The sequence below is a fragment of the Janthinobacterium sp. PC23-8 genome, assembly GCF_002250505.1.
GTDB lineage: Bacteria > Pseudomonadota > Gammaproteobacteria > Burkholderiales > Burkholderiaceae_D > Janthinobacterium.
In genome coordinates this window covers 2,715,758-2,738,242 of sequence record NZ_NJGY01000001.1, presented here as the reverse complement: position 1 = coordinate 2,738,242, position 22,485 = coordinate 2,715,758, and the positions used below count along the sequence as shown (strand labels likewise).

At 63.4% G+C, this 22,485-nt stretch carries 21 protein-coding genes; 7 read left to right on the top strand and 14 right to left on the bottom strand.

What is annotated here, in order from left to right; genetic code table 11:
* The first annotated feature begins 34 nt into the window (after positions 1-34).
* Complete coding sequence (locus CD932_RS11800; RefSeq protein ID WP_094442814.1) at positions 35-1,081, top strand: GGDEF domain-containing protein; 1,047 nt, start codon at positions 35-37, stop codon at positions 1,079-1,081.
* On the opposite strand, the gene CD932_RS11795 is transcribed toward CD932_RS11800, so the two are convergent.
* Positions 1,078-2,304 carry an HD-GYP domain-containing protein gene (locus tag CD932_RS11795; protein ID WP_094442813.1) on the bottom strand — a complete coding sequence of 409 codons (1,227 nt, stop codon included), beginning with the start codon at positions 2,302-2,304 and terminating at the stop codon, positions 1,078-1,080. The genes CD932_RS11800 and CD932_RS11795 overlap by 4 nt on opposite strands.
* A 151-nt stretch (positions 2,305-2,455) precedes the next feature.
* Between CD932_RS11795 and CD932_RS11790 the strand changes: the two genes are divergently transcribed.
* Both CD932_RS11790 and CD932_RS11785 read left to right on the top strand, forming a co-directional pair.
* A complete protein-coding gene (locus tag CD932_RS11790) occupies positions 2,456-3,394 on the top strand; it encodes a LysR substrate-binding domain-containing protein (RefSeq protein WP_094442812.1) in 939 nt (312 codons plus the stop codon).
* 164 nt (positions 3,395-3,558) lie between these two features.
* On the top strand, positions 3,559-7,146 hold the full coding sequence (locus CD932_RS11785; protein WP_094442811.1) for an indolepyruvate ferredoxin oxidoreductase family protein: 3,588 nt from the start codon (positions 3,559-3,561) through the stop codon (positions 7,144-7,146).
* A gap of 54 nt (positions 7,147-7,200) precedes the next feature.
* On the opposite strand, the gene CD932_RS11780 is transcribed toward CD932_RS11785, so the two are convergent.
* Entirely contained in the window at positions 7,201-8,211 is a 1,011-nt protein-coding gene (locus CD932_RS11780; RefSeq protein ID WP_094442810.1) for a substrate-binding domain-containing protein, read from the bottom strand.
* 312 nt (positions 8,212-8,523) lie between these two features.
* On the opposite strand from CD932_RS11780, the gene CD932_RS11775 reads away from it, so the two are divergent.
* Positions 8,524-8,823 (top strand): hypothetical protein, encoded by a 300-nt coding sequence (locus CD932_RS11775; RefSeq protein ID WP_094442809.1) that lies wholly within the window; start codon positions 8,524-8,526, stop codon positions 8,821-8,823.
* Here CD932_RS11775 and CD932_RS11770 read toward each other — a convergent pair whose 3' ends face one another.
* The gene (locus CD932_RS11770) at positions 8,824-9,888 is read right to left on the bottom strand and encodes an MBL fold metallo-hydrolase (protein WP_094442808.1); all 1,065 of its coding nucleotides are present in this window, start codon (positions 9,886-9,888) and stop codon (positions 8,824-8,826) included.
* Positions 9,889-10,038: 150 nt separating this feature from the next.
* Between CD932_RS11770 and CD932_RS11765 the strand changes: the two genes are divergently transcribed.
* Together CD932_RS11765 and CD932_RS11760 are read left to right on the top strand one after the other, a co-directional pair.
* Positions 10,039-10,659 (top strand): TetR/AcrR family transcriptional regulator, encoded by a 621-nt coding sequence (locus CD932_RS11765; protein ID WP_094442807.1) that lies wholly within the window; start codon positions 10,039-10,041, stop codon positions 10,657-10,659.
* Positions 10,660-10,673: 14 nt separating this feature from the next.
* Entirely contained in the window at positions 10,674-10,982 is a 309-nt protein-coding gene (locus CD932_RS11760) for a hypothetical protein (RefSeq protein ID WP_094442806.1), read from the top strand.
* On the opposite strand, the gene CD932_RS11755 is transcribed toward CD932_RS11760, so the two are convergent.
* The 9 genes from CD932_RS11755 to CD932_RS11715 all read right to left on the bottom strand — a co-directional run bounded on the left by CD932_RS11755 (position 10,973) and on the right by CD932_RS11715 (position 19,381).
* Entirely contained in the window at positions 10,973-11,260 is a 288-nt protein-coding gene (locus CD932_RS11755; RefSeq protein ID WP_094442805.1) for a 2Fe-2S iron-sulfur cluster-binding protein, read from the bottom strand. The genes CD932_RS11760 and CD932_RS11755 overlap by 10 nt on opposite strands.
* Before the next feature lie 20 nt (positions 11,261-11,280).
* The gene (locus tag CD932_RS11750) at positions 11,281-12,429 is read right to left on the bottom strand and encodes a Gfo/Idh/MocA family protein (RefSeq protein WP_254926558.1); all 1,149 of its coding nucleotides are present in this window, start codon (positions 12,427-12,429) and stop codon (positions 11,281-11,283) included.
* A 1-nt stretch (position 12,430) separates the two neighbouring features.
* Positions 12,431-13,492, bottom strand: a complete 1,062-nt coding sequence (locus CD932_RS11745) for a sugar phosphate isomerase/epimerase (protein ID WP_094442804.1) — start codon at positions 13,490-13,492, stop codon at positions 12,431-12,433.
* Between the two features lie 43 nt (positions 13,493-13,535).
* Complete coding sequence (locus CD932_RS11740) at positions 13,536-14,474, bottom strand: substrate-binding domain-containing protein (protein WP_254926613.1); 939 nt, start codon at positions 14,472-14,474, stop codon at positions 13,536-13,538.
* An 87-nt stretch (positions 14,475-14,561) separates the two neighbouring features.
* Positions 14,562-15,569, bottom strand: a complete 1,008-nt coding sequence (locus tag CD932_RS11735; protein WP_094442802.1) for an ABC transporter permease — start codon at positions 15,567-15,569, stop codon at positions 14,562-14,564.
* Positions 15,550-17,037, bottom strand: a complete 1,488-nt coding sequence (locus CD932_RS11730; protein ID WP_094442801.1) for a sugar ABC transporter ATP-binding protein — start codon at positions 17,035-17,037, stop codon at positions 15,550-15,552. The genes CD932_RS11735 and CD932_RS11730 overlap by 20 nt, the downstream gene beginning before the upstream one ends.
* Positions 17,037-18,065 carry a LacI family DNA-binding transcriptional regulator gene (locus CD932_RS11725; RefSeq protein ID WP_094442800.1) on the bottom strand — a complete coding sequence of 343 codons (1,029 nt, stop codon included), beginning with the start codon at positions 18,063-18,065 and terminating at the stop codon, positions 17,037-17,039. The genes CD932_RS11730 and CD932_RS11725 overlap by 1 nt, the downstream gene beginning before the upstream one ends.
* A 120-nt stretch (positions 18,066-18,185) precedes the next feature.
* Positions 18,186-18,767 (bottom strand): hypothetical protein, encoded by a 582-nt coding sequence (locus CD932_RS11720; protein ID WP_141213233.1) that lies wholly within the window; start codon positions 18,765-18,767, stop codon positions 18,186-18,188.
* A 95-nt stretch (positions 18,768-18,862) separates the two neighbouring features.
* Complete coding sequence (locus tag CD932_RS11715; protein WP_094442798.1) at positions 18,863-19,381, bottom strand: hypothetical protein; 519 nt, start codon at positions 19,379-19,381, stop codon at positions 18,863-18,865.
* A 120-nt stretch (positions 19,382-19,501) separates the two neighbouring features.
* On the opposite strand from CD932_RS11715, the gene CD932_RS11710 reads away from it, so the two are divergent.
* Positions 19,502-19,954: an Lrp/AsnC family transcriptional regulator gene (locus tag CD932_RS11710; protein ID WP_176460931.1), complete on the top strand. Its 453-nt coding sequence runs from the start codon at positions 19,502-19,504 to the stop codon at positions 19,952-19,954.
* Between the two features lie 4 nt (positions 19,955-19,958).
* Here the strand turns inward: CD932_RS11710 and CD932_RS11705 are convergent, their stop codons facing one another.
* Together CD932_RS11705 and CD932_RS11700 are read right to left on the bottom strand one after the other, a co-directional pair.
* Positions 19,959-20,870: a glycerophosphodiester phosphodiesterase gene (locus CD932_RS11705; RefSeq protein WP_094442796.1), complete on the bottom strand. Its 912-nt coding sequence runs from the start codon at positions 20,868-20,870 to the stop codon at positions 19,959-19,961.
* Positions 20,845-22,485 (bottom strand): hypothetical protein, encoded by a 1,641-nt coding sequence (locus CD932_RS11700; RefSeq protein ID WP_254926557.1) that lies wholly within the window; start codon positions 22,483-22,485, stop codon positions 20,845-20,847. The genes CD932_RS11705 and CD932_RS11700 overlap by 26 nt, the downstream gene beginning before the upstream one ends.

Genomic DNA, 22,485 nt, shown 5'->3' with positions numbered 1-22,485 from the left:
AGAATCTTGTGCGACCCCTTTCCAGAGAACGACGATGGATTCCCTACTGAAACACATGGTGGACATGACCGGCCACCGCGATCACACCATGCTCGACGTGTCGGTGATCTCGGCGGTCCAGGAACTCGCTTGCGCGTCACAAACCCGCGTGCTGGCGCTGAGCAACGTGCGCGGCCAGGTGTTCGTGCGGGCGCGGGCCATCATCGTGGCAGGCAGCCCGGCGCGCATGGAAGACAATCTCGACCCCGCGCTGCCGGGCGAACCGCTGTCGGACTATCCGGCGCTGGCCGCGTGCATCGCGCGCCATGAAACGAGCTGCGATACGCTGTGCGCCGATGGCCGCCATCTGCTGTGGCTGCCCATCTGGATCGGCGACCAGGTCACCACCTGCCTGGAAATCACCAACCCCACACCCTATACGGGCGCCACCATCCAGGTGATCGGCGGCATCGTCAGCGTCTACCGCAACTTCCAGAACCTGCTCGACTACAGCGAACGCGATTCGCTGACCGGCCTGCTCAACCGCAAGACCTTCGACGACCAGCTGGCCAAGATCCTGCAATCTCGCGGCGAGCTCGACAGCGAAGCGGGGCGGCCGGCCGACGAAGAGCGCCGCCATCACAGCAATACCGAACAGCAGTGGCTGGCAGTGGTCGATGTCGATCATTTCAAGCTGGTCAACGACAAGTTCGGCCATCTGTACGGCGACGAAGTGCTGATTTTGATCGCCAACCTGCTGCAATCGTCATTCCGCTCGCAAGACCGCATTTTCCGCTTCGGCGGCGAGGAATTTGTCGTGCTGCTGCGCTCGATCACCCTCGACAATGCGCAGAAGATCATCGATCGTTTCCGCACCAACGTCGCCAGCCACGATTTCCCGCAAGTGGGCAAGGTCACCGTCAGCGTCGGCTTCGTCAGCATCAACGCCTTCGAAGCGCCCGTCATCATCCTCGGCCGCGCCGACCAGGCGCTGTACTACGCGAAAAGCCATGGCCGCAACCTGGCCTGCCACTACGATGAGCTGGTGGAAAAGGGCATGCTGACCACCATCGCCTCGAACGATACGGCCGAATTTTTTTAAGCATCCGCCAAAGAAAGAAAACGCATCGGATCGACCCGCCACTTGGCGGCCGATTCGTGGCTGACGATCTTGTCGGCACCACCAAAGCCGAACCCGCGCGACAGGTCGAGTGTTTCCGGCTTGATATAGGCGTTGCTCTTGGTACTGAAAAACACATTGACCTTGGGCGCCAGCAAATTGCTCTCGTGCGCTTCGATCACCACCGCCAGGCGGCCCGACTCCAGCCTGACCATCGTGCCTACCGGGTAGATGCCCACGCAGCGCATGAAGTCCTGCGCGAAGACGGGGTTGAAGTGGAATTTGCTCCATTCATAGATCTTGCGCAGCGCCTCGGCCGCTGGAATGGCCTTGTGGTAACTGCGCTCGGACGTCAGCGCGTCATACACGTCGACGATGGCCGCCATCTGCGCCATCTCGCCGATGGCGTCGCCGGCCAGGCCGTCGGGATAGCCGCTGCCGTCGCGCCGTTCATGGTGGTGCAGGGTGATATCGAGCGGAATCGGCCCCAGCTCCGGGGTTTCCAGCAAGATGGCATGGCCATCGCGCGGATGGCATTTCACGAGGGCAAATTCTGCCGGCGTGAGGGGGCCGGGCTTGTTGAGGATGGCGTCGGGTACCAGCGCCTTGCCCGTATCGTGCAGCAAGCCGCCCAGCCCCGCCTGGTAGGTGGCGGCCGCGTCCAGTCCGCGCGAACGACAAAACGCCACCAGCAGCGCGCACACGCTGACTGAATGCAAAAACGTGTAGTCATCCTTGGTCTTGATGCGCAGCAACCCCACCAGGGCGCCCGGATTGCGCAGGATCGATTCGGTAATATCGTGCACCATGGGCTCGATCCGCTCGATTTCCACTGCCTTGCCCAGCCGTGCGTCGGCCATCACCGTGCGCACCAGGCCGGCCGCCTGGCGGCGCAGCTGGGTGGCGCGCGCCAGCTCCATGCTCAGTGAAATACGCGTGACCGGCTGCGGCGCGCTGGCAATTTGCACCAGCTCGATTTCGATCGCGGCGGCGGCCTGCGCCACGCTGGGCGCATCCTGCAGGTCCAGCCCTTTGCTATTGTCGATCACCACGTCGTGGATGCCGGCGGCGATGATCTTGCGGATTTCGTCCTCGCTGCGCAGCAGGAAACGGTTGCGCATAAAGGGATGCGTCATCCAGTCGCAACTGAGGTCATGGACATACATCCCCACTTTTAATTGCAAGGAATCGACTTTTTTGAGCATGTTTTCATCCTACCAGTCCGTCGGCGTGCGCACCGGGGCGTCCCAGAAGCGCTAGAATGAGTATAGCAAAATTGCAAGGCCGGGCAACGCCCATGCCAGCCCAGGGTTTGTATGCAGCCAGAGCCCGTTTCCCTCACCAGATTGCCGATCCATGGAATTGCGTCAACTTCGCTACTTTGTCGCCATCGTCGACCACGGCTCGCTGTCGCGCGCGGCGCGGACCCTGCACGTGGCGCAGCCGGCCCTGACGCAACAGCTGCGCCAGCTGGAGGAAGAACTGGGCGTGCAACTGCTGCACCGCTCGGCGCAAGGCGTGCTCAGCACCGACGCCGGCAAGATCTTTTACGAGCATGCCCAGGCCATTCTGAAACAGGTGGCCGACGCCCGCTCGGCCGTCACGCAAAGCGCCACGCGCCCGTCCGGCAACGTGACCCTGGGACTGCCGCACAGCATCTCCGGCGCCCTGGCGCTGCCGCTGCTGCTGGCCGCGCGCGCGCAGTACCCCGAAATCACCTTGCAGCTGACCGAAGAAATCACCGGCAACCTGACCGAGCAACTGAAGTCGGGCCGCATCAACCTGGCCGTGCTGTTCGACGACGGACAACTGGCGCCCTTTGCCAGCCGCGCGCTGGTGGAGGAAGAGATGCGCTTCATCTGCCGCAGCGATGCGCCGTATGCGCCCGACGGCCCGGCCATGTCGTTCCAGCAGGCACTGGCCGCGCCCCTGATCCTGCCCGGCCCGCAGCACGGCGTGCGGCCGCGCATCGACAGCCGCGCGCGCGCCGCCGGTCTGACGGCGGCGCATGTGATCGAAATCAATTCGATCGCCATTCTGAAGTCGGCGATCCTGGCCGGCATGGGCGCGACCATCCTGCCGGCCGCGCCCATGCTGGCTGAACTCGACAGCGGCGCCATGCACAGCTACGCCATCCACAGCCCGGCCTTGAGCCGCACGGTGGCGCTGTGCGCGTCGAAAAACATTCCGCTGACCAATGCCGGGGCAGCCGTGCAACAGCTGGTGCGGCAAGTGACGGCGCAGCTGTGCGACAGCGGCCGCTGGCAAGGCGCGCACATATTGGACGCCACATAAGATTTTCTTATACCCCCATCGCCAAGGCGTATTTGCCGCGCCCCCCTGCTCCGCCCTACACTGGGGCAGCCGCACACACGCGGCCATCGCGTCTGTCGAGCGCGCGCCTTACCGGGCGCCGCCGCTTTGCACACGTCATCTGAGCCACCCTTTTGGAGACAGCCATGTCCGTGACCACGGAAAACGGCTCCGCAGCGTTCGTCAGAAACGCCGGTACCGCGCCAGCTACACCGCTTGAACCTTCCCGTTTGACCAGCGTCAGCCTCGACGACAAATACACGGCCACTTCGGGCGCCATCTTTTTATCCGGCATCCAGGCGCTGGTGCGCCTGCCGATGATGCAGCGCCTGCGCGACCAGGCCGAGGGACTGAACACTGCCGGCTTTATTTCCGGCTACCGGGGTTCGCCTCTGGGCGGCCTCGACGAAAACCTGTGGCAAGCCAAACAGCAACTGGAAGCGCATCACGTGCAGTTCGTGCCCGGCGTCAACGAGGACCTGGCCGCCACGGCAGTATGGGGCTCGCAGCAGGTCGACCTGATCGGCCCGGCCAAATACGATGGCGTATTCGCCATGTGGTATGGCAAGGGCCCCGGCGTGGACCGCTGCGGCGATGTCTTCAAGCATATGAACCATGCGGGTACGGCAAAGCACGGCGGCGTGCTGCTGGTGGCCGGCGACGACCATGGCGCATATTCCTCGACCCTGCCGCACCAGTCGGACCACCTGTTCTCGGCCTCGATGATCCCGCTGCTGTACCCATGCAATGTGCAGGAATACCTGGACCTGGGCATCCACGGCTGGGCCATGTCGCGCTTTTCCGGCTGCACCGTGGCCTTCAAGGCGCTGGCCGATACGGTAGAGTCTTCGGCTTCGATCGATGCCGATCCGTTCCGCGTCACTGTCAAGATTCCGCACGATTTCCAGATGCCGGAAGGCGGCCTGAACGCACGCCTGTCAAACATTCCGCTGGGCCAGCAAGCGCACAACCAGGAAGCGCTGATGCAGGACTATAAAATCTATGCGGCGCTGGCGTATGCGCGCGAAAACAAGCTCAACCACACCACCATCGCCAGCCCGAACGCCCGGCTCGGTATCATCGCTTCCGGCAAGTCTTACCTGGACGTGCTCGAAGCGCTGGAGGAGCTCGGCATCGACGAGGCGATGGCGGCCAAGGTCGGCCTGCGCCTGTTCAAGGTCGCCATGCCGTGGCCGCTGGAGCCGGACAGCGTGCGCGAATTTGCGCAAGGCCTCGACGAGATCCTGGTGGTCGAGGAAAAGCGGCAGATCGTCGAATACCAGCTCAAGGAACAGCTGTACAACTGGCGCGACGACGTGCGCCCGCGGGTGATCGGCAAGTTCGACGAAAAGGGCGAATGGGTGGCGCCGCGCGGCGAATGGCTGCTCACGTCCAAGGCCGATTTTTCCGTCTCGCAAGTGGCCAGGGTGATCGCCAGCCGCATCGCGCGGCTGATCTCGGACCCCGTCACGTGCGACCTGATCAAGGCAAGGCTGAGCTTTCTCGACGCCAAGGATGCAGTCCTGAAAAAGGCCGTCGATACACCGTTCCGCCCGGCTTTCTATTGCTCCGGCTGCCCGCACAATACTTCGACCAAGGTACCCGAGGGCAGCCTGGCGCTGGCCGGCATCGGTTGCCACGTGATGGCGACCTCGATCTATCCGGACATGAACAAGCTGACCACCCACATGGGCGGCGAAGGCGCGCCGTGGATCGGCCAGGCCGCGTTTTCCACCCTGACCCATGTGTTCCAGAATCTCGGTGACGGCACCTATTTCCATTCCGGCTATCTGGCGATCCGCGCAGCGCAGGCGGCCAAGGTCAATATCACTTATAAAATCCTGTACAACGATGCGGTGGCAATGACCGGCGGCCAGCCGGTGGACGGCCTGATCACGGTGCCGATGATGGCGCAGCAGGTGGCGGCCGAAGGCGTGGCGCGCATCGCACTGGTCACCGAAGACCTGTCGCGCTATGCGGACCGCGCCAACTTGCCGGCGCGCGTGACCTTGCACGACCGCAAGGACATGGATGCGGTGCAGCGCGAACTGCGCGAAGTGCCTGGCGTTTCCGTGCTGATCTACGACCAGACCTGCGCCGCCGAAAAACGCCGGAGAAGGAAAAAAGGCGACTATCCGGACGTGGCCAAACGCATGGTCATCAACGACGCCGTGTGCGAAGGCTGCGGCGACTGTGGCGTGCAGTCGAACTGCGTGTCCATCCTGCCCAAGGAAACGCCGTTTGGCCGCAAGCGCACCATTGATCAATCATCGTGCAACAAGGATTACTCGTGCGCCAAGGGTTTTTGTCCCAGCTTTGTCACGGTCGAGGGCGGCAGCCTGAAAAAGACCAGAACGGGCACGAGCAAGGAGGACCATTTCGGCCCCTTGCCCGAACCCGTGCTGCCGGCCTGCGAGGCACCGTATAACATCCTGATCAACGGCATCGGCGGCACCGGCGTGATCACCGTCGGCGCGCTGATGGGCATGGCCGCCCACCTCGAAGGCAAGGGCGCGTCCGTGCTGGACATGACGGGCATGTCGCAAAAAAACGGTTCCGTCACCTCGCACGTGAAAATCGCCGCCACGCCCGCGCAGATCCGCGCCCAGCGCATCGCCACCGGCGAAGCCGACCTGATTCTGGGCTGCGACATGCTGACGGCCGGCGCCCAGGACGCCATCTCGAAAATGCGCCCCGGCCGCAGCCTGGCCGTGGTCAACCTGCACCAACAGCCGCCGGGCACCTTTGCGCAAAACGCCGACTGGCAATACCCGGCGGCGCAGGTGCGCCAGCTGATCGAGGAATCGGTGGGCGGGGCCGAGGCGGCCGACTTTATCGACGCGACCAAACTGGCCACCGCGCTGATGGGCGACTCGATCGCCGCCAACCTGTTCATGCTCGGCTACGCCTGGCAAAAGGGCCGCATTCCGCTCACCGAAGCGGCGCTGCTGCGCGCGATTGAATTGAATGGCGTGGGCATCGAATCGAACAAAAAGAGTTTCCTGTGGGGCCGGCGCGCCGCCGTCGATGTGCGCAAGGTCACGCACATCGCCACGCCATCGCAGGCCATCGTCATGCAAATGCCGCAAAGCCTGGACGCCGTGATCAAGCAGCGCGTGGAGTTTCTCACCGCCTACCAGGACGCGGCCTATGCCCAAGGCTACCTGACCCTGGTCAACCAGGTGCGCGACCGCGAAAACGTGCTGGGGCTGGGCCAGAAACTGTCGATGGCGGCAGCCAACAGCTACTTCAAATTGCTGGCCTACAAGGATGAATACGAAGTGGCGCGACTGTACACGGACGGTCGTTTCGCCCGGCAATTGCAGCAGCAGTTTGAAGGCAATTTCTCGGTCAAGTTCAACCTGGCGCCGCCGCTGTTGTCCAAAAAAGACGCCAAAGGCCATCTGGTCAAGGCCGAGTTCGGCTCCTGGATGTGGCATGCCTTCCGATGGCTGGCCAAGGCCAGGCGATTGCGCGGCGGCACTTTTGATGTGTTCGGCTACACGGCCGAGCGCAAGATGGAACGCGCCCTGATCGTCGAATACCGCGAGCTGCTGGCCAATCTGCTGGTCAACCTGAGCACGGACAACTATGCCAGCTGCGTGGAACTGGCGGCCCTGCCCGAAAAAATCCGCGGTTTTGGCCATGTGAAGGAGCAGGCGGTGGCGACATACCGCCAGGATCAGGCACGCTTGCTGGCGCTGCTGGCCGATGGCAACAAACACGCGGCGTAAGTCAACGCAGCGACTCGGCAAGTTATGACGCAGCGCTTCGGCGCTGCGTTTTTTTCACTCCACGCAATGCCCCACCGTCGCCCCCGGCAACAACACCGGTTGCCAGATCTCCTGCAGTTGTTCCGGCGGCGTACCGGCCAGCAAGGCTTGCAGCATCTCGACCATCCTGGCGCCGGCGCGGTGCACATCGGGTTGGGCGATGGTGCTGACGTCGATCCCGATCAGGCTGTCTTCGACACTGCCCCAGACGATCACCGACATCTGCTTGCCAATGGTGATGCCGGCATCCATCAGCGCGCGCACCACGCCCACGCCCGACAGATGGTTGTCGACGATGACGGCGGTAGGACGTGGCGAGCAGGCCAGCAATTGCTGCATGGCCTGGTAGCCACTGCGACGGTCGAGCGCCTGGTCCAGCAGGTGGCGCGGATCGGCCTGCAAGCCCGCTTGCGCCATGCAGCGCAGAAAACGCTGTTTGCGCTCATAGGCAAAATGCAGGTCCAGCGGCGCGCTGAGCAGGGCGATGCGCTGGTGGCCATGGGCCAGCAGGAAAGAGACGGCCAGGTCGATACCGGTGTCGTGGTCGTAATCGAAATACGCATACGGCGCGTCGATGCAGGTGCGGCCGTGGGCGACAAACGGGAAGCCGGCCCGCATCAGGCAGGCAATGCGCTCGTCCTTTACCTTGGTGCGGCCGACTACCAGGCCATCGACCTGATGGCTGCGCATCATGGTGTCATACGACGGCAGTTCGTTTTGCGGCGAGACGGGCGAGAGGATCAGACTCATTTTCGACGCTTCCACCGCGTCGGACATGCCGTTGATCAGCGACAGGAAGACGCTGTCGCCCAGTTCGTTGGACGGCAGCGGCAAAATCATGCCCAGCACATTGCTGCGGCCGACGGCCAGGCTGCGCGCCAGCGGATTGGGCCGGTAGCCGACTTTCTTGGCGGCCGCCAGGACGATTTCACGGGTACGGGAATTGACTTCCGGATAGCCATTCAAGGCCCTGCTGACTGTCGTTTTCGACATGCCCAGGGCGATGGCGAGGCTCTTGAGATTCATGTTTACTATCTGTGCCGCAGGGCCGTGGCTAGCTGTCATAGCCTTCGATTATAGCCCAGACAAGCTGGCAAGCGACTGTCATGCAGCAGCAAAAATGGTATGAAAACAACATCACTATTAATATGCAAAAGACATCTTGCCATGATAGCAGGTGCTTACTTCAAGATTGCATCAGGGGAAACTCCCATGTGAAGCAGCGCACGCCTGGCTTATCAAGAAAGTACCGTTGCCTGGCGCTGTGCGAAAATTTGTTCTACTCTTGATTCAGGTTAAGCCGTTCCTGTCGATCCGCACACATCCAAGGTGACTATTGTGGCCTCTCTGTCTTCCATCAATTCCCTGCAAGCGAGCCTGGCAACGGCGCAACGGCGGGTCGAACAAGGCCAGAACCAGGTGCAGCGCGATAGCGAACAGCTGGCGGACAGCCGCCGGCAGCTGATCAGGGAAAAGGAACAACTGAGCGACACCCAGCGCAGCACGCAACAGGCCCAGGCCAGCAGCCAGACGCCGGTCAAGGTGCCGCAGCTGGAACAGGCAATCAGCATCGCGGTGCCGCCGCAACTGAACAGTTTGGGACAATCGATCGGCCGCCTGATCAATACTACAGCCTGATCACTCCGCCATTTCCTGCTCCACCACCGTCAGCCACCATTTCTGGCCCGGCTGCGGATCACGCAGATTGACGGCTTCGCCCATCTGCGGTGTGGACAGCTTCACGCCGCGCCTGGCGGCCAGCGCCGCAATGCGGTCGAACGGCTCATGCCAGGCGTGCAGTCCCAGGTCAAAAGTGCCGTTATGTACCGGTATCAGCCATTTTCCCTTCAAATCCAGGTGCGCCTGCAAGGTCTGTTCGGGCTGCATGTGCACGTCCGGCCACAGCTTGTCATAGGCGCCCGTCTCGATCATGGTCACGTCGAACGGCCCGTATTGTTCGCCGATCTGTTTGAAGCCGTCGAAATAGCCGGTGTCGCCGCTGAAAAACACGCGCAGGTCTGGCGCCTCGATCACCCACGAAGCCCACAGGGTCTTGTTGCCATCGAACAAGCCACGTCCCGAGAAATGCTGCGACGGCGCCGCCACCAGGCGCACGCCCTCCAACGTCACGCCCTGCCACCAGTCGAATTGCTGCACCTTGGCCTTGGGGATACCCCACTCTACCAGCGTGTCGCCCACGCCCAGCGGCGTGACGAAATGCTCGGTCTTGGCCGCCAGCGCCAGCACGGCCGCATGATCGAGGTGGTCGTAATGGTCGTGCGACAAGATCACGGCCTTGATCGGTGGCAATTCTTCAATGCTGATCGGCGGCTGGTGAAAGCGCTTCGGCCCGGCCCATTGCACCGGCGACGCCCGCTCGGAAAACACCGGGTCGGTCAGGAAAAAATGGCCGTTCAGTTTCAGCAGCAAGGTCGAGTGACCAAGGCGAAACAGGGTATTGTCGGGCGCGGCCAGCAGCTGCGCCTGGCTCAAGGCTTGCACCGGCACCGCCTTGGTCGGCACCGTGCCGGCAGGCTTGCTGACGGCCACGGCCCAGATCAGCTTCATGGTCTCAAACCCGCCCAGCTTGTGCATGGCGACCGGATTGCGGAACTTGCCGTCGACGCGTTGCAGCACGGTAGTTGCGGCCGGCGCGGTGGTCTCGGCCGGCTGCGCGCGCAGGGTGCAGGAACTGATGCTCATCAAGACTCCCAGAAAGATAAGGTGATGCAAGGACATGTGCGGCCCATCGGTTCAACTACAAGTAAAATTTACACTACACAGTGTAGTTCTGATTTTGAGCAAAGTAAACCAGCAGGTGTAAAATATTGTTTTCAAAGGAGATTTGCAGCCATGGCCTCACCGCAACGCTTGACCGACCGCAAGCGCGTCGCCATCGTCGATGCCGCCATCGCCGAGTTCCGCGAGCACGGTTTTGATGCGACCAGCATGGACAAGATTGCCGCCACGGCCGCCGTTTCCAAGCGCACCGTGTACAACCATTTCCCCAGCAAGGACGAACTGTTCGCGGAAATCCTGCAGCGCCTGTGGGAAAGCAGCGCGGCCCAGCCGGCCGTGCCGTATGTGACCGACCAGCCGCTGCGCCCGCAGGTACTGGCCCTGGTCGAGCAGAAAATGGTGCTGCTGTGCGACGCCGCCTTTATCGACCTGGCGCGCGTGGTGTTTGGCGAAACCATCCATTCGCCCGAGCGCGCGCAGGCCATGGTGGCGCGCCTGAACGAAAAGGAAACCGGCCTCAATATCTGGATCCGCGCCGCCCAGCAGGATGGGCGCATCAGGGCGGGCGAAACGCTGGAGGTGGCGCACCTGTTGATGTCGCCGCTGAAAACCTTTGCCTTCTGGCCGCAGATCACGCTCGGCGAGCCGCTGCTCGCCCCGGCGCGCCAGCAAGAAGTAACGGCACTGGCGGTCGATATTTTTCTCTGCTACTACGCCATCACGCAACAGCCATAGAAACAGGAACAGCCATGCCCATCACCCCGGAACAATTAGCGCTGCTGATGCAGGAAGTGGAAGTGGCCGACCCGATCGATTTTGCCGACCTGCCCTTCAACGAGCAGGAGTTGCGCGGCCTGATCGCCAACCATCTGTGCGAGATGGCCGACGCCATGGAAAGCTTTACGCCGGAAGACCGCAACCTGGCCCTGCTGGCCGTGGCGGCCAAGCTGGTGCTGGAAAACCTGGTGCTGCATGTGCAGCTGCTGCGCCGCCACGGCCTGCCGGTGGGCGACAGCGTGGAGGCGCTGCTGCAGCGGCTCAAGGGTGCTCAGGACTGAACTTTTCGCACCGCCCGCGCCTGCAGGGTAACGTCGGACTCGGCCACCGCCACGCACGGCAAAATATAGCCGTCCAGCCGCTCGTCGAGGCTCACACCGGGCCAGTCCACCGTGTAGCGCACCTTGCCCTTTGGCATATGGCACAGGCAGCTGCGGCAAGTGCCGTTGCGGCAGGAACTGAGCAGGCGTATGCCGGCCAGTTCGGCGGCGGCCAGCAAGGTGGTGTCCAGGCTGGCGGTAAATTGCCAGCCCTGCGGGAGAATGGTAACGGTAGGCATGCGCCCAGTGTAGCAGCCGGCTAGCGCGCCACGGCAGTCCACTGCGCGCCCGCCGCATGGCTGCGCAGCACGGCCTCGGCAAACGCCAGCCCGGCCACGCCATCGTCCACCGTCGGCAGCGAGCGCGCCGCTTCGGGGATCGCCTGGCCCGCTTGCAGCGCGCGGATGGTCAATGCTGCGTCCAGATACAGCTGCGCAAACGCTTCCAGATAACCTTCAGGATGGCCGGCCGGCACGCGCGTGGCGTGCCGCGCGGCGGCGCTGTCGACCCTGCCCGGGCGCAACAGCTGGCGGTTGCCGCCCTGCGGCGTGAACCACAGCGCGTTCGGCTGTTCCTGGTCGAAGTCGAGCTGGGCCTTGCTGCCGAACAGGCGCAGGCGCACCGTGTTTTCGCAGCCGGTCGCCACCTGGCTGGCCCACAGCGTCCCCCTGGCGCCGTTGGCATAGCGCAGCATCACCTGCACATGGTCGTCCAGGCTACGGTTCGGCACAAAGGTCGACAGTTCGGCCAGCAGTGTGTCCGGTGTCTGTCCGCTGACAAACTGCGCCAGATGATAGGCGTGCACGCCCACGTCGAGCAGCGTGCCGCCCGGCCCGGCTTGCGATGGATCGTTATGCCAGTTGCCCTGCGCCATGCCACCGGCAGCAATCGCTGCGGCCAGCCAGTCCTGCGAGTATTCCACCTGCACCAGGCGCAAGTCACCGATCTCGCCGGCCTCGACCATGGCTTTCGCATGGCGCAGCAGTGGATAGCCGCTGTAGGTGTGGGTCAGGGCAAACAGCAGATTGTTTTGCTTTGCCAGCGCCGCCAGCGCCTTGCCCTCGTGCAGGGAAATGGCCAGCGGCTTGTCGCAGATCACGTGGATGCCTGCTTCCAGGAAGGCCGTGGCGACGGGCGCATGCAAATGATTGGGCGTGACGATGGCGACGGCCTCGATGCCGTCGGCGCGCGCGGCCTCCATCTGCGCCATGGCGCGATAGTCGCTGTAGCTGCGCTCGGGCGCCAGATGCAGCACCTGCCCGCTTTCGTGCGCGCGGGCAGCATCGGACGACAAGGCGCCCGCCACCAGCTCATACTGGTCATCGATGCGCGCCGCGATGCGGTGCACGGCGCCGATAAACGCGCCCTGCCCGCCCCCTACCATGCCCAGCCGTATTCTGCGCTGCATTTCAGTCTCCTTGCTTCAGGCCAAGCAATTGCTTGAGCTGTTGCGGGTTCACCGCGCTGCCGGCAAAGTCGTCGAACGCGTGTTCCGCCACGCGAATGATGTGCTCGCGAATAAAACGCGCGCCTTCGGCCGCGCCGTCTTGCGGGTGCTTCAGGCAGCACTCCCATTCCAGCACCGCCCAGCCGGGAAAATCGTACTGCGCCATCTTCGAAAAGATGGCCTTGAAATCGATCTGGCCGTCGCCGAGCGAGCGGAAGCGCCCGGCCCGGTCCTGCCAGTCGCTATAGCCGCCATACACGCCCTGGCGCCCGTTCGGCCGGAACTCGGCATCTTTTACGTGGAAGGCCTTGATCCGTTCATGGTAGATGTCGATAAAGGCCAGGTAGTCGAGCTGCTGCAGCACGAAGTGGCTGGGGTCGTACAAAATCGACGCGCGTGGATGTTGGTTCACGGCACCCAGAAAGCGCTCGAACGTCACGCCGTCATGCAGGTCTTCGCCCGGATGCAGCTCATAGCAAAGGTCGACGCCGGCCGCATCAAATGCGTCGAGGATCGGCAGCCAGCGCCTGGCCAGCTCGGCAAACGCTGTTTCCACCAGGCCGGCGGGACGCTGCGGCCACGGGTACAGATAGGGCCAGGCCAGCGCGCCGGAAAACGTCACATGGGCCCTCAAACCCAGGCGCTGCGAGGCGGTCGCGGCCCACAGCAGTTGCTGCGTGGCCCAGGCCGTGCGCGCGGCCGGGTCCCGCTTGACATGCTCGGGCGCAAAACCGTCGAACAGGGCGTCATAGGCGGGATGGACGGCGATCAGCTGGCCCTGCAGATGGGTCGACAGTTCCGTCACCTGCAAGCCGTAGCGCGCCAGCACGGCGATCACGTCGTCGCAATACTGGTCGCTGCCTGCGGCCTGCTCCAGGTCGAACAGGCGCGGCGCGGTCGGCAGCTGCAAGCCCTGGTAGCCGAGGCCGGCCGCCCACTGCGCCAGGTGTTCGAGCGTATCGAACGGCGGCTCGTCGCCGAGAAACTGGGCCAGGAAAATGGCCGGACCCTGGATGGTTTTCATGGATATCCTTTAGCCCCGGAATGCGACATCCGGGGCATCAACATTAAAACGGCGACTTGGGAAAGTAAAACTGTTTGGCATTGTCGCGCGTAATCAATACCGACGGGATGATGGTCTTGGCCGGGAGTTTTTCGCCTTTCAGGCGCGCTTCCGTGGTCAGCTTGATGGCGTCGTACATGAACTTTGGCGAGTACGATACATTGGCGACGATTTGCGGGTCGGAGCCGTCCATGATTTTCTTCACCGCGCCCTTGGCGCCGGCGCCGCCGAACACCTGCTTGATGTCGCTGCGCCTGGCCTGGGCAATCGCCTTTTGCACGCCGATGGCCATGTCATCGTCGGCCGCCCAGACGGCGTCGATCTGCTTGAAGCGGGTCAGGTAATCCTGCATGACCTTGAAGGCGTCGTCGCGGTTCCAGTTGCCATATTTGGCGTCGAGAATCTTGATCTCGGGGTGGCCCTTCATGACGGCGTTGAAGGCGTCGAAGCGCTCGTTGTCGAGCGTGGTCGGCATGCCGCGCAGCACCACGATATTACCCTTGCCGTTCAGGCTTTTCGCCAGGTATTCGGCCGGCAACTTGCCAAACGCCGTATTGTCGCCGGCGATATACGCGTCCTGCGACTCGGTATTGGTCAGGCCACGGTCGACCACGGTCACATAGACGCCCTTGTTTTTTACCTGCGCCACCGGCTGCGTGAGGGACGCCGATTCGATCGGGAAAATCACCAGGGTGTTGATCTTGTTGACCGTCAACATGTCCTGCAACTGATTGGCCTGCTCGGGCGCAGTGGCGGCCGTCTTGACGATGATCTTGACGCCGGGATGGGCTTTTTCCAGCTCGGTCTTGGCCTGGTTGGCCCACCACACGATACCCGAGGTAAAGCTGTGGGTGGCGGTCGGAATCGCCACGCCGACGACCAGCTTGTCTGCAGCCTGCGCCACCATCGGCACGGCCCATGCCTGCATTACCAGTACCGCCATCCCTGCTACACGAATAAAGCTGTTCATGCTGCTCTCCTCCAAGGTTATGGACGGCCTGCGGCCGCCCTGTCAAACGCCGCTGTGTTTTTATTTGCGGCCTCGCTGCAGGAAGGCGACGGCGATAATCACCACGCCTTGCACTGCGGCATTCAGGTAGACGCTGATAATGCTGGTCAAATTGAGGATATTGCTGATCACGGACAGCAAGATGGCGCCGATCACGGTGCCGACGATGCGGCCTTCGCCGCCCTTCAGTGCCGTGCCGCCCACCACGACGGCGGCGATCGCTTCGAGCTCCCACAGCAAACCGGTGGTCGGCGTGGCCGAACCGAGGCGCGGCACATACAGCACCGTGGCAATGCCGACGCACACGCCGAGCAGCATATAGGTGGCGATTTTCACGCGGTCGACATGGATGGCCGCATAGCGCGCCACTTGCTCGTTGGAACCGATGGCCTGCACATGGCGGCCAAAGGTGGTGCGGTTGAGAATGATGGCGCCGGCCGCCGCGACGAACAGAAAGATCCAGATCGGAATCGGCGCACCGAGGACGCTGGTGTAATACACGGGGCTGTACAGGTCGGACAGGGTGGAGTCCAAGGTCAGCGCGCCGCCGTCGGCCAGGTAAGTGAGCACCGCGCGGAAGATGCCGAGCGTGCCCAGGGTGACGATGAATGGTTCGATATTGCCCTTGCTGATCAGCAAGCCATGCATCAGGCCAAAGCCGGCGCCCAGGATCAGGGCCATGACGATGCCCAGCACCAGCATGGTGATCGGCGCCAGGTCGCCGCCCGCGCCCATGGCCAGCTGGTTCATGAAATAAATCATGCAGCCGGCGATCAGGGCCGCCATCGAACCGACCGACAAGTCGATGCCGCCCGAGATAATCACGAAGGTCATGCCGACGGCGATAATGCCGATAAACGCCGTGCGCGTGAGCACGTTCATGAGGTTATCCAACGTGGCGAAGTCGCCGTTGAGCAAGGTGCCCGCGATGCACAGGGCGATCAGGCCCAGCACGGGGCCGTAGCCCTTGATGCGCGCGCCCAGTTGCGTCAATGAACGGGGGATAGTGTCAGTGCGTGCCGGTTGCATGAGCAATCAACTCCTCTTCGGTCAGGTGCTCGGCGCCGAGCGTGGTTTGCAAAGTACCGGCACGCATCACCGCCACGCGGTGGCACAGGCCGATCAGTTCGATCAATTCGGACGAGATCACGATCACGGCGCGCCCTTCGGCGGCCAGGCGATGAATCAGAAAGTAAATGTCGCGCTTGGCGCCCACGTCCACGCCACGGCTCGGTTCATCGAGCACGATCACGCGCGGATCGGCATGCAGGTATTTGGCCAGCGCCAGCTTTTGCTGGTTGCCGCCGGACAGCATGCGCGCACGGCTGTCCAGGTCGCCGGTGCGGATATTGAAGTCAATCACGGCGGTGGCCAGCGCCGCCTTTTCCTGTTTCACATCGAGCCAGGGCCGCGCATAGCGCTCCATCGTCATCATGGTCAGGTTTTCGCGCAGGCCCAGGTTCACGTGCAGGCCCTTGCCCTTGCGGTCTTCGCTGAGGTAAGTCATGCCGCCGACCATGGCCTCGCGCGGCGTGCGGATATTGACCGGCTTGCCGTTCAGGTGGATGGTGCCGGCGCTGCGCGGGCGCAGTCCCAGCAATGCCTCGAAGGACTCCGTGCGGCCTGCCCCCACCAGGCCGGCAAAGCCCAGCACTTCACCGGCGCGCACCTCGAACGACAGGTCTTTCGACCAGCCCGGCACGCTCAAACCGTCGACCTTCAACAGTACCGGCGCGCTTGGTGCCAGCGGCACTTTCGCCGGGAACATGTCGGACAATTCGCGCCCCACCATCAGGTTGGCCATCTGCTGGCGCGTCAGGCTGGACGTCCGTTCGCGCGTGACAAAACGGCCGTCGCGCATGACGATCACCTCGTCCGTATTGCGCTCGACTTCATCGAGTTTATGCGAGATATACAGGATGGTGACGCCGTCGCTTTTCAGTTGCGCCATCACCGCGAACAGGCGCCGGGTTTCCGACGAGGTCAAGGTGGCGGTCGGCTCGTCCATGATCAAAAAGCGTGCGCGGCGCGACAGCGCCTTGGCGATTTCCACCAGCTGCTTCTCGGCGACAATGAGGTCGCGAATTTTCGTGGCGGGCGATACGTCCAGCCCCACCTGGCTCAGATAGCGCGAGGCCTCCTCGTTCATGGCTTTTTCGTCGAGCAGCCAGCCACGGGTTCTTTCATGGCCCAGAAACATGTTCTGCGCCACCGTCAGGTGTTCGGCCAGGTTGAATTCCTGGTGGATCAGCACGATACCGGCGTTTTCTGCCGCGCGCGAATCGGTGAAACGCTGCGGCTGGCCGTCGATCAGCAAGCGGCCTTCGCTGACGGCCTCGTAGCCGGCCAGGATTTTCATCAGGGTCGACTTGCCGGCGCCGTTTTCGCCCAGCAAGCCATACACCCTGCCCGGCGACAATTCAAAACTGACGCCATGCAAGACCCGTACCGGACCGAAGTCCTTGCAGATCGCTTCAAATCGGACGGCAACGCTCACTATGCACTCCCCCGCAAGACCAGTTGATGTTGCAGCACCACCCCCGGCACTTGCGCTGCCGGGTTCGCCAGGCGCTGCAACAGCAAGCGCGCCGCCGTCTCGCCCAGTTCGCGCATCGGCTGCGCGATCGTGGTGAGGCCCGGGTCGATCTGTGCGGCAATGGCGATATCGTCAAAGCCGATCACGGCCACATCCTGCGGCACGCGTTTGTTTAACTGGCGCAGCGCGCTCAAGACCCCGATGGCCAGGGTGTCGGACACGGCGAAGATGGCCGTTGGCGCATCGGCTTGCGCCATCAGCTCCAGCGCCGCCTGCGTGCCAGCCTCGTAGTCCAGGCTTTGCACGGTGCGCATCCATTGCGCTTGTACCTGCACGCCGGCGGCGGCCAGGGTGTCGAGATAACCGTGCCGGCGCTGGCGCGCGTACAGATAGCATTCGTCGGAATTGATCAGGCCGATACGGGTATGCCCTTGCGCCAGCAAATGCGCGATGGCGTCGCAGGCGGCGCGGTGGTTGTCGATGCCGACATAGGGCACGGCCACGCCGGGATCGAATTCGCAGCAGGCCACCCAAGGCAGGCTGATCGATTCATGCGACAGCGCATGCTGGACGGTGTCGGGATCGAGGCAGATGGCGCCGTCGGCGCGGTGCATGCGCAGCAAGTCGAAATACGAGCGCTCGCGGCCTGCGTCAGCGCCCGTGTCGCATAGCAGCACGAAATAGCCGTGCTCGCGCGCCACCGTATCGATGCCGCGCACGATCTGCGCATAGAAGGGGTTGCCGACATCGGGCACCATGGTCAGCAGCATGCGGCTTTCCGAGGTGCGCAGGCTGCGCGCCAGGTGATTCATGCGGTAGCCGAGCTTGGCCACCGAAGCGAGCACCTTGTCGCGCGTCGGCGCGCGCACGCTGCCGTGGTCATTCATCACGCGCGAGACGGTCGCCACCGACACGCCCGCATGGGCGGCGACGGCGCTGATCGACACGGCGCTCTCTGGCGCTGGCGGGAGGGGAACGAGGGACGGCATGGGCTTCTTCAAAAAATGTAATCGATTACATTTATAGGCCAGCGCGCCTCGGGATGCAAACATTATCGATGTTGCGGTGCCACAGAAAGGCCTGCGGCAGGATTGCCGCAGGCCCTGTTTTCAGGGCTGGACGGGACGCTGCTGCACGGCAAAACCGCTGCGCAGGGCAGACAGCGCCGCCGTCCACAGGATCAGGCCGGCGCCGAGGCAACCGATGGGATCAAACGGCCCCAGCGGAAGGCTCAGCGGGTAGGCTATGGCCCATACGGTCAGCGCCATGCCGATCGCCACATGGCGGCGCGCCTTGAACAGCCAGGCCAGCGGAAAGAAATGCAGGCCGACAATCAAAATCGCGGCCGGGATAAACCACGCCTGCAGGCCGAAGTGCTTCAGTACATTGCCGGCAATAAAAATGCCGATCCACTGCCCCGCATTGATCAGGTTGAACCAGCGGCTGTTGCGCTTGTCCTCGCGCGTGCCCGCCTGCGCCGCATGGGCAGCGCGGTGGCGGCGGAACTGGCGCCAGGCCAGCATGAACAAAAAGGCGGCGATGGCGGCGATCGGCAGCAGCCGCAGCGGCTGCGCGCCGTAGCGCTGCACGCACCAGCCGGCCACCCAGGCGCCGCCGAACAGGGAGTAGAACATGGCGCCGATGGCGCTGCCGGCAAGCGCGGCGCAGTTGGCTGGAGCTGCGATCGTCATGGCAAAAGTGGCGGGCAAAGTGGGTGCGGCAAGCTGCGCCGCAATATGGTCATATTGCCATAAACGTCACGACAATAACCGCCGCCGGTCTGAGTTTATTTTGTATCAGGACGCCGCAAGCGCATACGCCAGTTCACCTCCCAATCGGTGCCGCCATTGGCCGACATCGATTGCTCCCAGCAGGGCGTGGCGCCGGCCACATCGCACCAGGTGTAGCGCACGCGGATCGGCCGGCCGTCCAGCATGTCGTCGCCTTCGAAGACGCCGACGCCGTCGTTGAAACGGCCCACCACCGGTGGCTGCAGCAGGCCATTGCCGCCGAGGCCGCCATTCTGATTGTCGAGCCAGTAGATGCTCCAGCGATCCGTTTGCGGGTTAAAGATGCGCAAGGACAGGCCGACAAAACCGGGCCGCCAGGTCGCCGCCATAAAATCGTCGTAGTTGCCTATGCCGCCGGGCAAGGCCTGGTTGCACTGGGTGGCGCTGAAGGTTTCCCAATCATCACCGCCTTGCAGGCGCTGCGTGAGGCGCTGGTTTTCCACCTGCCACGGCCCCAGCAGGAAATCAAAGTCGTGCATGCCATTCAGGCGCGCGGTATCGGTCAATTGCTGCATATTGCCTCCTTGTTTGCGGTAGTGGCTATGATAGGCAGCGCGGCCCGATGGCGCCATGCAGCATCGAAGGACTTTCCCCGCTGCCGGGAACAGGTTTGCAGTTTTTATGGAGTGTTTGCCTTGAATCTTGAACTCGACGCCCACGACCGGAAAATTCTCGCTTTGCTGCAAGAAAATGCCCGCTACAGCTACTCCGAAATCGGCCGGCGCATTCACCTGACCTCGCCCGCCGTGGCCGAACGCATCAAGCGCCTGGAAGAAAGCGGCGTCATTCAGGGTTACTCGGTGCGGCTCAATCTGCGCGCGCTGGGCTACAGCTTTGAAGCGCTGGTGCAGGTCACGGTGGAGTCGCACGAGGCGCTTGACGCCTGGGCCGCCACACGGCCGGAAGTACTGGCCCTGCATGCCACCACCGGCAACCATTGCGCCCTGCTGCGCCTGGCCTTGAAGAACCCCGAGCACCTGCAAGCATGCTTGAGCTCGCTGGGGAAAATCGGCAAGACCAGCACCGCCATGGTACTGTCATCGCACTGGGAGCACCGCAGCCGGCTGCCGGCAGACCAGCTCGGCTGATGGGCTAATCGAGCATGCCGCAAAACGCCTCGCCGCTGCCGTCGACGATAACGCCGCTGGGCCAGCGGTGGCTGCGCTTTTGCGCGCGCAGCAAGGACGCCGCCAGGGCCGAATCGCCATCGACCGCATACACGAACACGGGCATGTTCAGGCTGGCCGCGTCCGCCAGCAGGGCAGGATTGGCGTCCAGGCTGCGCGCATCCACATGCACGCCGACCGGCATGCCGATCTGCTGCTGCACGCGCTGCAGCCAGGGCTTGTCGAGTTTGGGCGCGCGCGCATTTTTGGCGATAAAGCGGCTGACCCGGTTGGCACCAAACGCCTGCGCATTGCGCGCGTCGAACACGATCAGGCCCAGGTAGCCTTGCGGATCGGCGCTGCGCGCGCAGACCAGGTTGTTCGGCACGGCGGACGTCAGGAACCAGTTGCCGTGCTTGACGCCAGCGCGCAGCTGCTGCACCAGCGCCTCGATCGGCGCGCAGGACGGCACCAGGTCCTTGATTTCCGCGTTCAGGGTTTTCGCCGGGAATGGCGTGGCCAGGTCGGCCAGGTCGGCCACGAAGGGTGGCGTTTCGGCCGTGGTAACGCCACGGTTTTTCATGCTGGCCGCGCGCCATTGCTCGGCGTTCATCTGCCTGACGGCCAAGGGCTGGCCGCTATCGACCACCCGGCCCGTCATCAGATCGTGGTGCACCACCCAGTTGCCGTCGCCGAGCAGTTGCAAGTCCGTTTCGACGCCGTCCCAGTTGCCGAAATATGCATTGCGCAAGGCGCTCAGTGAATTCTCCGGGGCATTGCCCGCGCCACGGTGGGCCTGCACCTTCATGCCCAGGCACTCGGCCTGCGCAACGGTGCCGCACAGGCAGAACAGCAGCGCCAGCGCGACGGCCTTATTTTTCCTTCGGGTGATAACCATATTCCATTCCCTGCAAAATATTGACTCGGATCGCTTCGTTGACGGGGTAGCTATAGCCCTGGCCCACCGCCACCACATGCGTGAAATTGGCCAACAAGCCCTTGCCGGCGATCAGCCAGCGCGTGCTGCCGTCCTCGGCCCGGCGATTCCAGTCCAGCATCTGGCGAAACAGCTCGCTGCGCGTGACATGATTGTCCGACACGGTAAAAATGCCCCATATTCCCAGGAACGCGCTGGCCAGCACGCCGGTGGCGATCCACGCCGAACGGCGGCTCAGCTGGCCATCCTTGCCCGCCTCTTCGCCACGGCGCGCGGCCAGTACCAACAGGCCCACGGTGGCGATCAGGTACAGCAATTTCGAGAAATGGCCGATGGCGCCCAGCAAGGAAAAAAACAGGGCCACCGGCGGCACGATGGCCGCGTGGGCGGCGTCCTTGCCCTTGACAAAGTACTTGCCGCCGCCCTCGAAGTCGACCGGGCTGGCGCGGTACTCCAGCAGTTTTTCCTGCGTCACGTGGGCCGCGAACTGGTCGAACAGGCGGCCAAATTCGGCCGGACTGCCGTAGGCATCCTGCACTACCGCGCCCCTGGGCAAACGCAGGCCGCGGCTCTCTTCGCTGCCGTTGCCGCCGTCAGGCCCGTCGCGCAGCACGGCCTGGATGCCGGGGCGCGCCACGAAGGCCGGGAAAGACAGGCCGGGTGGAATCCGGTCACCCTTGACGGTGACGCCCTTGCTGGCCGCTTCCGACGCATAGCGGCGCTTGACGGCCAGGCGGAACGACAGCTGGTCGGCCGGGTGCCAGTTGGCCGGCACCGGCACTTTCTTGCGCACATTGTTGACCACCGCCGCGCGCCGCCGCGCCGGCACCGATTCGGGGCGCCAGCCGTGGCGCGACAGGCTTTGCTCGTAATCGTTCCATGACGATTGCTGTTTGGCCTGCAGGCCGGGATCGTTGTCGGGAATCATACCCGAATACAGTTTCCAGCGATCGTGCACCTCCTTGATGGCCTGCTGGTATTTTTCATAGTAGCCGGCCGCGCCGCCGGCGAGCTTGCGTACATTAAAATTGATCAACTGCTCCTTGGCCGGCTCCATGCGCTCGTCGAGGTGGCCGACCGATACGGCCAGGGCCGGAAACAGCGCCAGGAAGGCCTTGCCTTCGGGCTGGGCAAACAGGCCGGGATCGTCGACCAGGCCCTGCAACTGCAGGCTGCCGCCGACCAGCGAGCGCTGCATCAGGGTGGTGGTAAACGCCATGCGCCGAAATTGCGCGTCGCGTGTGTTGACCAGCACGGTCACAAAGGTTTTCAGCACCATGAAGACGATGACGGCGGTGGCCAGCGACCACAGCCCGATTTTTTTCCAGCTCGGGCCGGTGGTGTCGATGCGCAGGCGACGGCGCCACATCAGTTGCAGCACCACCAGCGCGGCGGCGATGCCCGACAGGCTGCGGCCGTAAAACTCCACGTCCTCCACCGCTGTCGGATCGACATCGCCGCCCACCACGTCGAGCAGGCGGGCATTGAAGCCCAGCTCGAAGCACAGGTAGACGATGGTCAGGGCGATCAGGATCAAGGTCTGCCGGATCTGCAGACTGCGCAAACTGGCCGCCAT